General features: G+C 39.9%; 19 protein-coding genes. All 19 read left to right on the top strand.

The window, feature by feature from the left end; genetic code table 11:
• Window positions 1-206: 206 nt before the first annotated feature.
• The 19 genes from AC503W_RS12045 to AC503W_RS11955 all read left to right on the top strand — a co-directional run bounded on the left by AC503W_RS12045 (window position 207) and on the right by AC503W_RS11955 (window position 17823).
• Window positions 207-404 carry a DUF2768 domain-containing protein gene (locus AC503W_RS12045; RefSeq protein WP_402869182.1) on the top strand — a complete coding sequence of 66 codons (198 nt, stop codon included), beginning with the start codon at window positions 207-209 and terminating at the stop codon, window positions 402-404.
• 16 nt (window positions 405-420) lie between these two features.
• Entirely contained in the window at window positions 421-1143 is a 723-nt protein-coding gene (locus AC503W_RS12040) for a YphF family lipoprotein (protein ID WP_427686907.1), read from the top strand.
• Between the two features lie 230 nt (window positions 1144-1373).
• Window positions 1374-2852: a stage IV sporulation protein A gene (gene spoIVA / locus AC503W_RS12035; protein WP_402869179.1), complete on the top strand. Its 1479-nt coding sequence runs from the start codon at window positions 1374-1376 to the stop codon at window positions 2850-2852.
• A 501-nt stretch (window positions 2853-3353) separates the two neighbouring features.
• The gene (locus AC503W_RS12030) at window positions 3354-3626 is read left to right on the top strand and encodes an HU family DNA-binding protein (protein WP_318683240.1); all 273 of its coding nucleotides are present in this window, start codon (window positions 3354-3356) and stop codon (window positions 3624-3626) included.
• A 286-nt stretch (window positions 3627-3912) separates the two neighbouring features.
• Complete coding sequence (gene folE, locus AC503W_RS12025) at window positions 3913-4479, top strand: GTP cyclohydrolase I FolE (protein WP_402869176.1); 567 nt, start codon at window positions 3913-3915, stop codon at window positions 4477-4479.
• 21 nt (window positions 4480-4500) lie between these two features.
• Window positions 4501-4746, top strand: a complete 246-nt coding sequence (mtrB, locus tag AC503W_RS12020) for a trp RNA-binding attenuation protein MtrB (RefSeq protein WP_402869175.1) — start codon at window positions 4501-4503, stop codon at window positions 4744-4746.
• Between the two features lie 240 nt (window positions 4747-4986).
• Window positions 4987-5811, top strand: a complete 825-nt coding sequence (locus AC503W_RS12015; protein WP_407406973.1) for a heptaprenyl diphosphate synthase component 1 — start codon at window positions 4987-4989, stop codon at window positions 5809-5811.
• Between the two features lie 3 nt (window positions 5812-5814).
• Window positions 5815-6531, top strand: coding sequence for a demethylmenaquinone methyltransferase (locus AC503W_RS12010; RefSeq protein WP_402869172.1), 717 nt, complete (start codon window positions 5815-5817; stop codon window positions 6529-6531).
• A gap of 28 nt (window positions 6532-6559) precedes the next feature.
• Window positions 6560-7522 carry a heptaprenyl diphosphate synthase component II gene (gene hepT, locus AC503W_RS12005; protein ID WP_402956690.1) on the top strand — a complete coding sequence of 321 codons (963 nt, stop codon included), beginning with the start codon at window positions 6560-6562 and terminating at the stop codon, window positions 7520-7522.
• A gap of 96 nt (window positions 7523-7618) precedes the next feature.
• Complete coding sequence (ndk, locus tag AC503W_RS12000) at window positions 7619-8065, top strand: nucleoside-diphosphate kinase (protein ID WP_402869169.1); 447 nt, start codon at window positions 7619-7621, stop codon at window positions 8063-8065.
• Window positions 8066-8248: 183 nt separating this feature from the next.
• Entirely contained in the window at window positions 8249-9022 is a 774-nt protein-coding gene (locus AC503W_RS11995) for a CheR family methyltransferase (protein WP_407406976.1), read from the top strand.
• 287 nt (window positions 9023-9309) lie between these two features.
• The gene (aroC, locus tag AC503W_RS11990) at window positions 9310-10482 is read left to right on the top strand and encodes a chorismate synthase (RefSeq protein ID WP_427686910.1); all 1173 of its coding nucleotides are present in this window, start codon (window positions 9310-9312) and stop codon (window positions 10480-10482) included.
• Window positions 10483-10484: 2 nt separating this feature from the next.
• Complete coding sequence (aroB, locus tag AC503W_RS11985; RefSeq protein WP_402956694.1) at window positions 10485-11564, top strand: 3-dehydroquinate synthase; 1080 nt, start codon at window positions 10485-10487, stop codon at window positions 11562-11564.
• A 22-nt stretch (window positions 11565-11586) separates the two neighbouring features.
• Window positions 11587-11979 carry a chorismate mutase gene (gene aroH, locus AC503W_RS11980; protein ID WP_402869162.1) on the top strand — a complete coding sequence of 131 codons (393 nt, stop codon included), beginning with the start codon at window positions 11587-11589 and terminating at the stop codon, window positions 11977-11979.
• Between the two features lie 49 nt (window positions 11980-12028).
• Complete coding sequence (gene hisC / locus AC503W_RS11975; protein ID WP_427686912.1) at window positions 12029-13141, top strand: histidinol-phosphate transaminase; 1113 nt, start codon at window positions 12029-12031, stop codon at window positions 13139-13141.
• A gap of 42 nt (window positions 13142-13183) precedes the next feature.
• Window positions 13184-14287, top strand: coding sequence for a prephenate dehydrogenase (locus AC503W_RS11970; protein WP_402869158.1), 1104 nt, complete (start codon window positions 13184-13186; stop codon window positions 14285-14287).
• A 27-nt stretch (window positions 14288-14314) separates the two neighbouring features.
• On the top strand, window positions 14315-15601 hold the full coding sequence (aroA, locus tag AC503W_RS11965; protein WP_427686916.1) for a 3-phosphoshikimate 1-carboxyvinyltransferase: 1287 nt from the start codon (window positions 14315-14317) through the stop codon (window positions 15599-15601).
• Between the two features lie 372 nt (window positions 15602-15973).
• Window positions 15974-17242: a tetratricopeptide repeat protein gene (locus tag AC503W_RS11960; RefSeq protein ID WP_402956702.1), complete on the top strand. Its 1269-nt coding sequence runs from the start codon at window positions 15974-15976 to the stop codon at window positions 17240-17242.
• Window positions 17243-17271: 29 nt separating this feature from the next.
• On the top strand, window positions 17272-17823 hold the full coding sequence (locus AC503W_RS11955) for a ReoY family proteolytic degradation factor (protein ID WP_402869153.1): 552 nt from the start codon (window positions 17272-17274) through the stop codon (window positions 17821-17823).
• Window positions 17824-17941: the final 118 nt, after the last annotated feature.

Genomic DNA, 17941 nt, shown 5'->3' with positions numbered 1-17941 from the left:
TGAATGACTATAGCATCCTTCATGAAAAAAGTTTTTGCTGGGCTGTTATTTTGTCAAACTGGTTATTCTTTTCTTAACTTTTTAAACATTATTTTTAAACGAAAAAGCTAATTGAGCAATAATTTAAACAGTTTGGACAACGATTTAATACCTTTAACGTAATTTGGTATGTTATAATAATTTCTGGAAAAAGGAGTGAAGATGATATGACACCAGCTCTGCAAAAAATGTGGATATCCTTTATAGCGATGGGCTTTATGGTTATCTCTATCCTACTTATTTATGGAAGTCGTTATAAACTAAAAGGAATCTGGAAAGGCTTAACAGCAATTATTGCATACATACTTATGCTTCTAGCCGGCTTGATCATCCTTATCGTTGTTCTGAGCGGCCCAACCACTTAATAGGTGAGGAGATATGATGAGAAATTCTTTCAAAATATTATGTTTATTATGCATCTCTGGATTATTGACAGGCTGTTTGTATCCTCAGAAGCAAAAAGTTCAAAATCAATTACCATATAAAGAACAAATTCAATCCGTTCAAAGCGCTGTTGATCAATTTAAGGAAGACGAAGGCGGGATTCTTCCCATTGTGACGAAAGAAGCGGACACTCCGATTTATCAAAAGTATGTAATCAAGTTCACGAAAATCTCACCAAGGTATATGGCGGAACCGCCTGATAATGCTTATGAATCGGGAGGGGTTTTTCAATATGTCCTAGTGAACGTAGAGAACGATCCGACGGTGAAACTTTTGGATGTCCGGATGGCCCAGAAAATTCAAGATATTTCTTTACGGTTGCAGGCATATCAGCAAAGTAACGGGTATCCCCCTTATAAAGAGAGGATATCGGAAAATGTCTTTACGCTTGATTATAAAAAGATGGGTCTAAAGGAAGCACCAACTGTTACGAGCCCCTATTCACAAAAGGATCTTTATTTAGTGGTGGATGGGGATGGAAATCTTTATGTTGATTACACACCGGATTTATATGATGTACTGCAGCAGCATGATGGAAGAATCAAGACGGGAGAAGATATTCGGGAACTTCTTGTGGATAGTTCGGAATTCGTTCCAGCTTATTCACTGCCATATACCATCGATGAAAAAAGTAAAAGCCCAATATTTCTCACAAAATAGTCATAACCCTTCTTCTACAAAATATATTGTAGGGGAAGGGTTATTTCTTTATCTTCATTTTATCTTACTTTTAAAATAAAAACCCTTATATAAAATCTGTTGGTGGAGGAAGGTATGGGTACGGGAATAATCGGAATAAATTTTTCGGACAACATCATAGACATATAGTGTCCTAAACATGAGTAAATGGATAATCGTGATCCCAAAACGCTAATTCGGGAGGGGATACCTTGGAAAAGGTAGATATTTTTAAAGATATTGCTGAAAGAACCGGTGGAGACATATATTTAGGTGTAGTTGGAGCTGTCAGGACAGGGAAATCCACATTTATAAAAAAATTCATGGAGCTTGTTGTTATTCCGAATATACCGTCAGAAGCAGACCGAGCAAGAGCTCAAGATGAACTGCCGCAAAGTGCAGCGGGAAGAACAATCATGACGACTGAACCTAAGTTCGTGCCTAACCAGGCAGCCTCCATTCAGGTAGCGGAAGGTCTAGAAGTGAACATTCGATTAGTCGATTGTGTAGGGTATACAATACCTGGGGCCAAAGGGTATGAAGATGAAAATGGGCCCCGTATGATTCATACTCCATGGTACGAAGAACCGATCCCTTTCAATGAAGCAGCAGAAATTGGTACACGGAAGGTAATCCAGGATCACTCGACTTTAGGGATTGTGGTTACAACAGACGGGACAATTGGTGAAATTCCCCGCAGTGATTATTTAGAGGCCGAGGAAAGGGTCATCGAAGAATTGAAAGAGGTTGGAAAGCCGTTTATTATCGTCATTAATTCAGTGCAACCCCATCATCCAAATACGGTGGCACTGAGGGATTCTTTACAGGAAAAGTACGATATCCCTGTATTGGCGATGAGTGTGGAAGGGATGCGCGAATCGGATGTATACAGTGTGCTTCGTGAAGCTCTCTATGAGTTTCCGGTTCTTGAAGTCAACGTCAACCTTCCGAGTTGGGTAATGGTCCTCCGAGAAGACCATTGGTTAAGGGAAAGCTATCAGGAAGCGGTCAAAGAGACTGTAAAAGACATCAAACGTCTACGGGATGTTGACCGGGTAGTCGGGCATTTCAATGAGTTTGAATTTATTGACCATGCTGCACTCGCGGGGATAGAAATGGGGCAGGGTGTGGCTGAAATCGACTTATATGCCCCAGATGAACTCTACGACGATATCCTGAAGGAAATTGTCGGTGTCGAGATACGTGGCAAGGATCACCTCCTATCCCTTATGCAGGACTTTGCATATGCCAAGGCCGAATATGATCAAGTAGCAGATGCTTTAAGGATGGTTAAGCAAACCGGATATGGTGTAGCGGCTCCATCTTTGAACGATATGAGCTTGGATGAGCCGGAAATCATTCGTCAGGGAGCCAGGTTCGGGGTCAGGTTAAAGGCGGTTGCCCCATCTATTCATATGATAAAGGTAGATGTCGAATCAGAGTTTTCACCGATCATTGGTACGGAGAAGCAAAGTGAAGAATTAGTCAGGTATTTAATGCAGGATTTCGAAGATAATCCACTCTCCATTTGGAATTCCGATATCTTTGGCCGAAGCCTAAGCTCATATGTTAGAGAAGGAATTCAGGTGAAACTAGCCATGATGCCAGATAATGCTCGGTATAAGTTGAAGGAGACGCTTGAAAGAATCATCAATGAAGGTAGTGGTGGTTTAATAGCGATCATTTTATAAGGAACCGTATTATTAAATGGGACCAATTCCGTTCGTCGGATTGGTCTTTTTATTGTTAGGATTCCATCAGTCCTTATAAGGGTAAAAAGAATCTGACCGATACGATTTTTTAGTAAGTTTTTAATGGAATCTCTAAAAACCCTAGTGTTATGCGATTTTCAGTGGGATTAGGAGTTTACTTTCTATAAAAAAGGGAAATGATGATTAGCGGGAGACAAAATTTATAAATTATACAATTTTTTATGAAAAGATTCCCATTATTTTTTGAATTCCCTTGCTAAGCGAATAGGATTTGTGATAATCTACATACAGAAAACGCGTTATAACAGCGGTTTCAACCTATTTTTAACTTAGCTGATGTGTCCTTTTGAAAAATTATTCAAGATAGGTTACACATGGTTAGCAGTAGGAAAAGTTCCCATTGAATTAAATATCAAATCACTATTATCGTGTTGTAATAATGATTTTTTATAAAGATCCTTTTGGGAGGAGGTGAATGGCATGAACAAAACAGAATTAATTAATGAAGTTGTTACAGCAACTGAAATTTCTAAGAAAGACGCTACAAAAGCTGTTGATGCTGTTTTTGATACAATCTTAGAAGCTCTAAAATCTGGAGATAAAGTACAATTGATCGGTTTTGGTAACTTTGAAGTTCGTGAACGTGCGGCTCGTAAAGGTCGTAACCCACAAACTGGTGACGAAATCGAAATTGCAGCTAGCAAAGTGCCAGCTTTCAAACCTGGTAAAGCACTGAAAGATGCAGTGAAGTAATTTTACCATTACATACGGGTGCTTAACCGACAAAAAGGGCCGCGTGCATACGCGGTCTTTTTTTGCTTCTTAATTTCTATCTATGCTATTATAAAAGGCAGTGAATACTGAAGAAAAGATAATATAATAATAAGTATCAATGAATGCAATGAATGGTACATGAATTATTTATTGATCTTTATACTGGGTTAAAAAGCTTTTTGGTGAAAGAACATTAAATGCCAGGCGTTTTGTCTTGTGTTTTTTTCTAATACATATTAGTTCAATTTAAATAGGGGGTAAGGGAATGGCAAATGTCGACCATGCAAAAATAGAAGAAGCGGTGAAGATGCTTCTTGAGGCAGTTGGGGAAGATCCTGGGAGAGAAGGGTTACTAGATACTCCAGCGCGCGTGGCTAGAATGTATGAAGAAATATTTTCAGGGCTGAATCAGGATCCAAAAGAATATTTCGATACGGTTTTTGGTGAAGATCATGAAGAGCTTGTTCTTGTGAAGGATATTCCTTTTTACTCGGTTTGTGAGCATCATTTAGTGCCTTTTTACGGGAAAGCCCATGTCGCTTACATCCCTAAAAACGGAAAAGTGACAGGCTTGAGTAAGTTAGCCAGAGCTGTCGAGGCGGTTTCAAAACGACCACAATTGCAAGAACGCATAACATCGACCGTCGCAAATGCGATTATGGAGAAGCTGGAGCCACATGGTGTGATGGTTGTAGTGGAGGCTGAACATATGTGTATGACCATGCGGGGCGTGAAAAAACCAGGGTCTAAAACAGTGACCTCAGCGGTGAGAGGGTCTTTTGCAAAGGACCATCGTACTCGGGCCGAAGTATTGGCATTCATTAAAGACTAAGGATATAGGGGGAGAATAGAAATGGACGAAAAATTCTCAAGTGATTTTGTAGTCATTAAAGCCATTGAAGATAGCGTAAACGTGATTGGGTTGACAAGAGGGACCGATACCAAGTTTCATCATTCTGAGAAGCTTGACTCAGGGGAAGTGATGATAGCTCAATTCACGGAGCATACATCGGCCATAAAAATAAGAGGACATGCAAAGATTTACACTCCCTACGGTGAAATGGAAAGTGAGTCAAAAAAGAATCCAACCGTGAAGTAAATGATTCTCACCTAAAAGGTTATTCCTCACCTGGTTCACACATTTAATTAAGAAAACTTCTGCATCCAGTTGGTTAGAAAGAATAAAAGATGGGCTCCTTCCCATTCAGGGATGTATCATTTTATAAACGTTGTTCATTTCAACTGATTGTTTTTATGGTATAATAATGTGTATTTTACACAGAAAAGAAACGAATATGTATGAAAAAATTATCTTTCGGGGATGCAAAGGTGATCTCAATTGTTAAACATAACGAATGACTTAAGACAATTAAAACAAACGATAGAAAAAAAGGCTCAACATCCTTATTTACTTAAATATATCCAAAAGCCATTAGTTGATGAAAATAAACTAACATTGCTTTGGGGCTTGTTTAATGATCTGGACGTTTTAAACGAAGAACGGGATCAATACATTGAATCAACCATGCTCGTTCAAATTGCTCTTGATACCCATGAAATCGTCTCTAATTCATTCGATGGGCCGGAAACGCCTCAGGTTTTGAAAAATCGGCAATTACAAGTCCTTGCAGGTGATTACTATAGCGGCCTGTATTATCAGGGGCTCGCGAGTATCGGAAACATTGAGATGATCCGCGTACTTTCAAGTGCGATAAAGAAAATCAACGATAATAAAATTATTCTTTATCAAAAATGCATAAGCGATCTTCCTACACTTCTAAAAACGTTAAAGGCAATCGAATCCTCACTTGTTTATAAAATGGCCGAATATTATAAACGACCTGATTGGATGGAGATTTCGGAAGACCTGCTTCTTTTAAATCGACTGCAGACTGAAAAGACAAACTATTTGCTTACTGGCCAATCGATTGTCTTTGATAACATGAGAAATATCATCGATGAAGGTAAGCGTAATGACGTCCATTCATCAGAAAAAGAAGAACGAGTAAAGATTGAAATAGATAGATGTCTAAGAGATGTAAGTAAAGCTGTAGAACTTTCCTCTCGGAATGTAACAAAAAAAAATGAAGAAATCTTACAAAGAGTGAGCGAGATACTTAAGCAAACAAAGAATCAAGCGAATTCATGTGTGAAAGAAGGTTGAGCCATGGAACAGTCTAAAGAGCAAAAAGTTCATCATGTTTTTGAAAAGATATACGGAAATTATGACAAGATGAATTCCCTCATCAGCTTTAAGCAGCATCTAAAATGGCGAAAGGCGACCATGGATATCATGAAAGTCCCAAAGGGCGCCCATGCACTCGATGTATGCTGTGGAACGGCGGATTGGACCATTGCGCTCGCTAATGAAGTCGGACCGGAAGGAAAAGTAATAGGGTTGGATTTCAGTAAGAACATGCTGAAAATTGGCGAACAAAAAGTGAAAGATCTTAAATTGGATCATGTTTCTCTTATGCATGGTAATGCAATGGAACTCCCTTTTGATGATAATAGCTTTGATTACGTAACGATTGGCTTTGGCCTTCGGAATGTGCCAGATTACATGCAAGTCCTTAAAGAATTAAACCGAGTGGTAAAGCCTGGGGGAATGGTCGTTTGTCTCGATACCTCGCAGCCAACGATGCTAGGTTTTAAACAGGGCTATTACTTTTATTTTCGTTTTATCATGCCGGTTTTCGGCAAGTTGTTCGCTAAAAGCTATAACGAATATTCTTGGCTTCAGGAATCTGCACGCGATTTCCCGGGTATGAAAAAACTTGAAAGTATGTTTAAGCAGGCAGGCATGGAAAAAGTGAGTTATAAAGCGCATTTTGGTGGCGTTGCTGCAACACATTTCGGATATAAGCCTTTAAATAAAGCATAAAAGCAATGGACAAAGCTGGGTGGAATTTATGAAATATAGAATGATGTATTCCTTCTTGAATACAGATTTGCAATTAATTGAAAAAGAATTAGAAGCGGCAATTATAGCGGATTCCACGGTTTTGCGGGAAGCTTCACTACATTTACTGCAATCAGGTGGAAAACGTATTCGCCCGGTATTCGTCCTTTTAGGGGCGAAGTTTGGCGATTATGATATCCATGTAGTCAAGCATGTTGCAGCGACATTGGAACTGATACACACGGCTTCACTCGTACATGATGATGTTGTAGATGATGCGGATTTACGCAGAGGGTCTGCCACTATTAAATCGAAATGGGACAATCGTGTTGCCATGTATACCGGCGACTTCATTTTTGCAAGAGCACTGGAAATGATGGCAGTGATTGAGACCCCGCTTGCACATAAGATTCTCGCGGATACCATGGTCGAATTGTGCCTCGGGGAAATAGAGCAAATTAAGGATAAATACAATTTCAATCAAAACTGGCGAATTTATCTTCGAAGGATAAAGAGAAAAACAGCGTTACTCATAGCTTCAAGCTGCCAGCTCGGGGCGATTGCTGCCGGTGTTGATGAAAAAATCCATCAAAAGTTATTTAGATTTGGTTATTATGTTGGCATGTCTTATCAAATAACAGATGATATCCTGGACTTCACTGCATCTGAAGAAGAATTGGGTAAGCCGGCAGGCAGTGATTTGATACAGGGAAACATCACCTTACCCGTTTTGATTGCAATGGAAGACCCAATGCTTAAAAAGCTAATCGAAACGGTTAGGGAAGATATGTCCAAAGAAGATTTATCGAAAATCATTACAGCTATCAAGTCTTCAGGTGCCATTGAACAAGCGGCTAAGATAAGTGACCTTTATTTAGAAAAGGCTTTCTCGGAATTGAAAGGACTTCCCGCCATAAAGGCGAGGAAGACATTATCTGACATAGCAAAAAACATCGGAAAAAGGAAGTTTTAAAGCTTGCAGTTGCGAAACTGGACAAACCATGGTAGTATTCTAAAAGGATTGCCTTATAAAGGCAAATAACTATGATACATATTAGGAGTGACAATTATGGAAAAAACATTTTTAATGGTAAAGCCTGACGGCGTTCAACGTAATTTAATCGGTGAAATCGTTTCTCGTTTCGAAAAGAAAGGCTTCCTATTAGCTGGAGCAAAATTAATGGTTATCTCTCAGGAATTAGCTGAGCAACATTACGGAGAGCATAAAGAACGTCCTTTCTTCGGCGAATTAGTGGACTTCATCACTTCAGGCCCTGTTTTCGCAATGGTTTGGGAAGGTGAAAACGTAATTGCAACTGCTCGTCAAATGATGGGTGCTACTAATCCTAAAGATGCTGCAGCAGCTACAATTCGTGGCGACTTCGCAGTTACTGTAGGCAAAAACATCATTCACGGATCAGACTCAGCTGAAAGCGCTGCACGTGAAATTGGTTTATTCTTCAAAGAAGAAGAACTAGTTGAGTATTCAAAAATCGCTAACGAATGGGTTTACTAATTAGGTAGGTAAGAATATAAAAGCGGGTTTTGTCGAATGATTCGACAGAACCCGCTTTTTTTGTATCTTTGCAGTTATTGAAATTAAAGGCGTAAAGCGGCATTATTATTTAAAGAATCCCAAGCCCACTCCGATATAAAGAGAAGAACGACATAAATCAATAAGTTCGGGGGAGTCACAGCAATGCCTCAAGAATATGAAGAGTTTATTCGCAATATTAAAGTGTTGACAGGCATTGATTTGTCATTGTACAAGGAAGGGCAAATGAAACGTCGTCTCACCTCTCTGTATGAGAAAAGAGGGTATCGATCATTCCGGGAATATTTTAAAGACATTCAGTCCAATTCTAAAGTATTAAATGAGTTTTTAGACAGAATGACGATTAATGTTTCGGAATTTTATCGGAATGCGAAGAGATGGGAAGTTTTAGAGAAAAAAGTCCTGCCTTCCCTCTTAGCCAGCAAAAAAAAATTAAAAATATGGAGTGCTGCCTGTTCAACCGGTGAAGAGCCATATACAATTGCGATGATTTTATCGAAGCTTGTTCCATTAAGCCAAATTGAAATATTGGCAACGGATTTAGATGAAAACGTAATTGCCCGGGCCAAAATGGGGGTGTATCCTGAGCGTTCTTTGAATGAAGTGCCAGATGATATAAAGAACAAGCACTTTAAAAAAGAAGATGATTTTTATCGTGTTGAAGATGAAATTAAGCGAACAGTCACCTTTAAGAAACATAATCTACTTGCAGATCGATTTGAACAGGGTTTTGACTTAGTCGTCTGTCGAAATGTCTTGATTTATTTTACTGAAGACGCAAAGTGTCTTTTATATGATAAATTCAGTGCATCTTTGAAAAGTGGTGGTGTCTTTTTTGTGGGGAGTACAGAACAGATTTTTAATCCGGGAAAATATGAATTTGAAACCATAGACACATTCTTTTATAAGAAAAAGTAAATAGATTTACGGTATAGAGGGCTGAATGGAACATTCAGTTCTCTTTTCTATATACGTTATTGGACTAAAGGGCCATTTTTGGTAAGCTGAGAGAGAAGATGGGGGTGAAATGTTAGCTTGGGAAAGATTAAACTATATCGAAATTGTTTGAGAACATGTAAAATAATAAAAGAAAAGTGTTGAAATATAAAGAAATATTGATTTTGCTTTAACTGTATTCCCACTTTTCATAAAATTGTGTTATATTGATACATAAATCCTTTAAAGTGCTAAAAGGGGGCAGGAAAATGAGATATTTAACAGCGGGAGAATCACATGGTCCGCAGCTAACTACTATTATTGAAGGTTTACCAGCGGGTATGCCAATTACAAATGAGGATATTAACAAAGATTTGGGTCGCCGGCAAAAAGGGCATGGCCGAGGAAGAAGAATGCAGATTGAAAAGGATCAAGCCTTCATATCTTCTGGAATCAGACATGGTTACACGTTGGGATCACCGATCGCATTGGTAGTCGAGAATGACGATTGGAAGCATTGGACCAAGATCATGGGAAGTGAAGGTCTATCAGAGGAAGAAGCTGAAGAGATCAAACGCAAAATTACGCGTCCACGTCCAGGTCATGCAGACTTGAATGGTGGCATTAAATACGGTCATCGTGATTTACGGAACGTTTTGGAGCGCTCATCGGCCCGCGAAACGACCGTGCGTGTGGCAGCAGGTGCAGTAGCTAAAAAATTACTGGCTTTGTTAGGAATTGAAGTGGCATCACATGTACTTGAAATCGGTGGTATAAAGGCTGATCCTCCTCAATATGAGTCGATTCAGCAGTTACAGCATGTGACGGAAGAATCTTCAGTCAGATGTTTTGATAAGAATGTCGAGCAACAAATGAAGGATGCCATTGATGATGCTAAACAAAAGGGAGATTCAATCGGCGGCGTTGTGGAAGTCATTGTTGAAGGAATGCCAGTGGGCGTTGGAAGCTATGTTCATTATGACCGCAAACTCGATGCTAAGCTTGCAGCGGCAATTATGAGCATTAACGCTTTTAAAGGTGTCGAGATAGGTATAGGATTCGAAGCGGCTCATCGATTCGGTAGTGATGTTCATGATGAGATAGCTTGGGACAAGGATAAGGGCTACTATCGGAAAACGAATCACCTGGGTGGTTTTGAAGGCGGGATGACGACTGGTATGCCGATTGTTGTACGTGGTGTCATGAAGCCAATTCCGACATTATATAAACCGTTGAAAAGCGTTGATATCGATACTAAGGAAGTATTTGAAGCAAGTGTGGAGCGCTCTGATAGCTGTGCTGTGCCAGCTGCAGCCGTGGTTGCCGAGGCAGTAGTGGCCTGGGAACTTGCGACGGCAATCGTGGAACAATTTCCTTCAGACCGCTTTGATCGATTGGAAGAATACATAAATTCTTATCGGGAAGAAGTAAAGGAGTTTTAACGATGGAATCCATACAAATTAAAACGGCTTCCAAGCAATACCCGGTTGTAATAGGGAAGAATGCGATTCATGAATTATCCGATTTCATTTCCAATGAATATAGTCATGTAAGCAAGATTTTAATCATTACGGATGAAAAAGTAGCAGAATTGCATTTACAGACAGTCAAAAGCGCTTTAATTAAGACGGGAAAACCGGTGTTGCACCATGTTGTTCCGGAAGGGGAGCATGCTAAGACATTTGACGTATTTTATGAGTGCCAAAGCTACGCCTTATCCCAACGACTTAATCGGAAGTCAATGATTATTGCTCTTGGCGGTGGTGCAGTCGGCGACCTAGCTGGATTTGTTGCGGCCACTTTTATGAGGGGAATCCCGTTTATCCAGATCCCGACGACTTTACTTGCGCATGATAGTGCTGTTGGTGGCAAGGTTGCCATCAACCATCCACTAGGAAAAAATATGGTTGGTGCCTTTCACCAGCCTGAAGCGGTCTTTTATGACCTTGAATTTTTACATACGCTTCCATTACAAGAGTTACGTTCGGGTTTTGCCGAAGTAATTAAGCATTCCTTGATTGCTGATGAAGACTTTTACCGATGGTTAAGGTTGAATATTGTGGATCTCACCAATGTAACGGATGAGCAATTTCTAATCATGATTACAAAAGGGATAAGCATAAAAGCATCCATCGTAGAAAAGGACGAAAAAGAAACGGGTATCCGTGCCTATTTAAATTTTGGTCATACACTTGGTCATGCTATTGAAGGCTCTATGGGATATGGTAACTTTACTCATGGCGAATCCATTTTAATAGGAATGGTCTACGCCCTGAAATTAAGTCAGAAGAAACAGGATCTGGATTTTAACCTTAACGAGTTCATACAATGGGTTTCCTCTTTAGGTTATCAAACAACTATACCTCAGCAGCTTGAAAAAGAAGTATTGCTCCATTTGATGAAAACTGATAAAAAGTCCGTCCATGGCGGTGCTACATTTGTCTTGCTAAAACAATTGGGTTCTCCTGTGTTAATGGATATGGAAGATTCGCTACTGTTAGAAGAAATGACTGATTTAATGTGATTGAAGAATGGGGGAATCGTGTGTGATTAGAGGAATAAGGGGCGCAACAACCGTAGAAAATGACACAGAATCAGAAGTGATTTCTGCTGTTGAACTACTGTTGGAAGAAATTATTCGAAAAAACGATATTGAACCTGAAATGGTTGCCTCCGTATTTTTTTCTGCAACGGATGATATACGCTCCGTCTTCCCTGCCAAAGCCCTCAGGAAATTTGAAGGGTGGACATATGTACCGGTCACTTGTATGCAAGAAATTCCTGTGATAAATTCTTTGCCTTCCTGTATAAGAGTGATGCTTCATGTAGAGACGACGAAATCGCAGAGAGATATTGAGCATGTATATCAAGCGGGTGCCACTGTTTTGAGGCCGGATTTAACTAAAAAATTAGAATTCAAGAAAAAAGATATGGTATAATATTTGTATACTTTGTTGCTTTAAAGTAGTAAAAATAGGGGTGAATGATATGAAATGGAATGAAGCGGTCCTTTCCTTGAAATCTTATCAACCGGGAAAATCAACCGATGAAGTGAAGAAAATGTATGGTCTTGAAAAAATAGTGAAACTTGCTTCAAATGAAAATCCGTTTGGGTGTTCCGAAAAAGTTAAAGATAGCATAAAAAATGCAAGCCATTCTTTCGCTATTTACCCTGACGGATATGCAACCTCGCTTAGAGAGGCCGTTGCTATACATACAGGTGTTAAAGAGACACAACTTATTTTTGGGAATGGATCAGATGAGAATATTCAAATAATATCAAGGAGTTTGCTTGGAGCGGGAAAAAACACTGTTATGGCTACGGGGACTTTTTCACAGTATCGACATAATGCCACCCTTGAAGGGGCGGAAATTAGAGAAGTGCCGCACATTGACGGAGGTCATGACCTAGAAGGTATGCTTAATGCTATTGATGAAAACACATCTGTTATTTGGATCTGTACACCTAATAATCCGACAGGAAAATACATTCCCGAACCTGATTTAATTGCATTCCTTGAAAAAGTTCCGGAAGATGTACTTGTTGTTTTAGATGAAGCCTATAGTGAATATGCAGTGGCTGAGGATTATCCGAGAACCAATCAATGGATCAATAAATATAAGAATCTGATTATACTTCGAACATTTTCAAAAATATACGGTCTTGCCAGCTTTAGAGTTGGATACGGATTGGCTGATGAAGACATTATCCAGAAGCTTGATCCATCGCGTGAACCATTCAATGTGAATACATTCGGACAAAAGATTGCCGTCGTGGCATTAGAGGACCAGGCCTTCATAGAAAAATGTAGGACGGAAAACCAAAAAGGTCTACAACAGTATTATGAGTTTTGTGAATCGGAAAATCTCTCATATTATCCATCTCAGGGTAATTTTATTTTCATTCATTTCAATCATGACGCTGATGCAGTATTTCAGTTTTTATTGGAGCGGGGATATATCGCAAGATCAGGTAAGTCATTCGGTTTCCCAAATAGCGTCCGTGTGACGATTGGGTCGACGGAGGAAAATGAAGGAATGATCCGTGCTATTAAATCATTCTTGACTGAAGTAAGTTTGCCTTCTAATTCAATACATTAATTTCATCTAGGTTAGAGGACTAAAGGAGCGGGGGAGAGAAGAGTGAAAGGAAAGGTTTTCGTAATTGGCCTCGGACTAATTGGTGGATCGTTGGCCATGGCTATCCGCCATGCTCATCCTGACGCTGTAATTGTTGGTTATGATTTAAACGAAAAGAATTTACAACTAGCCACCTTATTAGGAATCATTGATGATTCCGTATCTTCTCTTGAAGCTGGCGCCTGTGATGCCGATTTAATCTTAATGGCGGTCCCCGTCAATGAAACGGTCCGGACTTTAGCGGAATTAGCTCATCTGGACTTAAAAAGGGATGTCATCATATCGGATGCTGCAAGTACGAAAACAACCGTTGTGAATGCGGCCAGCAGCTTGATCAATAGAGGTTACACCTTCATAGGGGGCCATCCAATGGCTGGTTCCCACAAGAGTGGAGCGGGGGCAGCCAAATTGCACTTATTTGAGCACGCGTTCTATTTACTTACTCCAGAGGAACATGTCGAGGAAGAAAGAATAGAGCAGTTAAAACAATGGTTAAGTGGCACAAGAGCTAATTTTTTGGTAGTCTCACCTGATACCCACGATAGAATTACAGGAGTGATCAGTCATTTTCCACATATCATCGCCTCAGGCCTTGTCAAACAGGCGGAAGCATACAGTCAGGAGAATGAGCTGATTTCAAGGCTTGCTGCAGGAGGCTTTCGTGATATTACTAGAATAGCTTCCAGTAATCCCGAAATGTGGCGTGATATTTTATTACATAACCGTGAAGTGCTATTAGTGTTGATGAATGATTGGTTAAGGGAAATGGAATATATCAAAGAACTTGTAGCCAATGAAGATAGCGAAGAAATTTTTCGTTTCTTTACTGATGCCAAGGTATATAGGGATGACTTACCGAGCAATATGAAAGGTGCCATTCCGGCGTTTTATGATTTATATGTTGATATACCAGATTACTCAGGGGTCATTTCAGAGATTACTGGTTATTTGGCACAGGAAGGAATCAGTATAACGAATATACGAATCATCGAAACAAGGGAAGAAATATATGGCGTACTAGTAATCAGCTTCCAGACAGAGGAAGACCGTATTAAAGCTGCTGATTGTGTGGCGAGGCATACTGATTATGAAACGATTCTGGCATAAAATAATACATGGATGAAGGATGGTTGTATGAAGACAAAAAGGTTGCCAACGAACATTCAATCTTTGCGTGGAACGATCGCTGTACCGGGGGATAAGTCTATCTCCCATCGATCTATTATGTTTGGAGCGCTAGCTGAAGGGGTTACGGAGGTTACTAATTTTTTACCTGGTGCGGATTGCTTAAGTACAATCTCCTGTTTCAAGCAGCTTGGCGTGAGCATAGAACAAGAGGGTCAGCTAGTCCGTATAGAGGGGAAAGGATTCAATGGGTTGACTGAGCCTCGTGAAGTCCTGGATGTCGGAAATTCTGGAACTACGATTCGATTGATGCTAGGTATCTTGGCTGGACAAGACTTTTCTGCAGTCCTCGCTGGTGATTCCTCCATTGCTAAACGGCCGATGACAAGAGTGGTGAATCCCCTCCGTGAGATGGGAGCGCTCATAGACGGACGTAAAGACGGCGAATACACGCCCCTTTCCATAAGGGGAGGGCAATTACAAGGGGTTCGCTATCAATTGCCTGTAGCTAGTGCCCAGGTCAAATCTGCTATTATCCTTGCGGGGCTACAAGCTGAAGGAGAAACGATCATCGTGGAGCCGGAAGCGACACGAGACCATACTGAACGGATGATCCAACAATTTGGTGGAAAAATTGAAAAAGACGGTCAAACGATTAAAGTAAGTGGCAATCAGTTGTTCAAAGGAACTACTATACATGTGCCTGGCGATATTTCTTCGGCTGCATTCTTTATGGTAGCTGCAGCGATTACAAAAAATAGTGAAGTTGTTTTGAAAAACGTAGGCCTTAATCCCACAAGAACAGGCATTATTGAAGTGATGAAGGCAATGGGAGCAGATATAACGGTCGATTTACATTCTGGAAAAGGTGAACCCGCAGGAGACGTTACTGTACGGAGTTCCCAATTAAAAGGGACGACGATCAGTGGTGATTTGATTCCTCGTTTAATTGACGAGATTCCGGTCATTGCTCTCCTAGCCACTCAAGCGGAAGGTATTACCACAATCAAGGATGCTAGTGAGTTAAAGGTAAAAGAGACGAACCGGATAGACACGGTGGCCAATGAGCTTAAAATCCTGGGAGCGGATATAACGCCGACTGCAGATGGATTGATTATTAGTGGGCGTAAATCCCTTCAGGGAGGGACGGTCACGAGCCATGGAGATCACCGCATTGGAATGATGCTTGCGATAGCGGCATTAATTACTAATGGGGATGTTCAACTGGAAGACCCAGGAGCCATTGATGTTTCGTATCCGGAATTTTTTGACCATTTAACATACTTGATTAAGTGAATTGAAAAAAGTTTGCAGATATTTTGGTGCTGCAAACTTTTTTTATTTTTTTGTTTTTTGCTCCTATCCCTTTGTAAGCGTTGTCAAAATAACGTTTTATGAAATATAACGGTGGGGACTGATGATAAAGGTCCGATTAATCAAAAAGGAGATTCTCCTTTCCATGGAGAATTAGATAGTAACCTTTTTTTATGAAGAATGGGGGGAACTACATCAATGGAATTACCGGGCTGCAGTATGGTAAACTAAATATTACTGTTTTTACTAAACATCTTCACGATTCGTTTCATCCTTTTTATGATAGGAAAGTTGACGTTTTGCGTGATGTTGTTTGTCTAGAGACTAAGTTTATGCAAAAGGAAGGAAGCAGCTATGAATATAGTAGAACAAGTTATTCAGTATTTAAAAAAAGGGGAATTAACAGAAGCTCTTAAACATATAAATCGAATTAAATCATCAGAGTCGGCAGAGGACATCTTATTGTTGGCTGAGGAAATGTTCCAACTTGGGTTTGTCGAGGAAGCTAAGGATCTTTTTGAGCATCTACTGGCACTGTATCCAGACGAGGGCGAGTTGATTGTTTCTTTAGCAGAAATCCTTATCGATATGGATCAAGAAGATGAAGCCATGCTGATGCTTGAAAAAGTCAGCCCGGAAGATGAGGTCTATCCAAGTGCCCTATTACTAGAAGCAGACCTTTATCAATTACAGGGGATGAGCGAGGTCAGTGAAAGGAAATTGTTGCAGGCTAAGGAATTATTGCCGGATGAGATCATCATTGATTTTGCACTAGCTGAACTATTTTATCATCAAGGAAGAGACCAGGATGCCATTGCAAATTACATAAAGGTATTAGAACGGGAACATGAAATTGCAGGGGTGAACGTCAATCAGCGTCTTGCGGAAGCGTTGAGTAGTTCGGGGAAATTCGAGGAGGCCCTTCCTTACTTCGAGAAGGCCTTAGATGGTAGCGTCGAAATCAATACGCTATTTGAATACGCCTTTACTGCCTTCCAAGCTGGTCTATATGAAACTGCCGTGCGCAAGTTTATCGAACTGAAGGAAATAGACCATGAGTACCATTCCCTCTACTTATACTTAGCAAAAAGCTATGAACATCTAGAGGATCTTGATAAGGCTTTGAATACGGTTAAGGAAGGCATCAAGGCAGATGAGTTCAATAAGGAACTATATTTCTTCGGTGGTAAAATCGCCTTGAAAAGCGGTTTGGAGGATGAAGCGGAAAACCTATTCAAAGAGGCTTTGGCAATCGATCCCGGCTACTTAGAAGCTGCCCTTACCCTACTGAAGCTCTATATGCATAATGAAAGGTATGAAGATATTTTAGAATGCATTGGTGAGGTAAGGAGATATGGCGAGGATGATCCACAGTTTGAATGGATAGCTGCTGTCTGTTATCAAAAAACAGAGCAATATAAAGAGTCATTAACCAGCTATGGTAAAGCATATAATTCTTTCAGAGACAATCCGGATTTTCTGGAGGATTACGGTTTCTTTTTAATTGAAGAAGGAGACAGCGCTACTGCTAGAGAAGTATTTAACAAGCTGCTCGTAATAAATCCGGCAAATGATGAATATGCGATGATTTTGGAACGTTTAGGTGAAAGTTCAGGGTTGTAAAAAAAATAGTAAGACAGAGGAGGGAATTCATGGTGGCTACCCCTGTTTCTGTAAATGAGAAAAAGGATTTTATTCGGTGGTTTTTAAATCATTATCAACTTAAAAGAAGAGAATGTGTTTGGATTTTAAATTATCTAATGAGTCACGACCAATTAATGAAAAAGGTCCATTTTGTAGAGAATGCACAATATTGTCCCCGTGGTCTTATCATGTCTACCCATTGTGTGGAGGAAGTGCCTTTCAGATTTTATAAATCCAATATCATGACAACCGATGCAGAGAAATCTTTTCATGATATTCGATTGAATCGGGATGAGGATATCTATATCCAGCTAAATTTTAAATCAGCTTATTCGTCTTATCAATACGCCGCAGTATTGGAAAATAACCCGTTCATGCCAAAATCAACAGCCGCTAATGAAAAAGATCAGCTACTTGCTGAGCAGTTTTTAGAGAAGAGTATGCTTCATTTCGAGAGAGACCGAATACTCAAGGCAATCGATGAAGCGTTGGATAAACATGATGAACAAGCTTTTAAGGATTTAACGGAACAACTCAATCAACTAAAAGTACTGGGATAAATTGCAAAGACCTTTCCTGAAGCAGGAAAGGTTTTTTATTTTTATTTTTTTAAAAAATATGGTTAAAAACTACATTTTTATGAATACTAGGGGTATATGGTAAAGATATTACGATAAA

The sequence above is a fragment of the Peribacillus suis genome, assembly GCF_059384845.1.
Note: the sequence above shows the minus strand (reverse complement) of the source record. Positions and strands in the feature narration are given on the sequence as shown.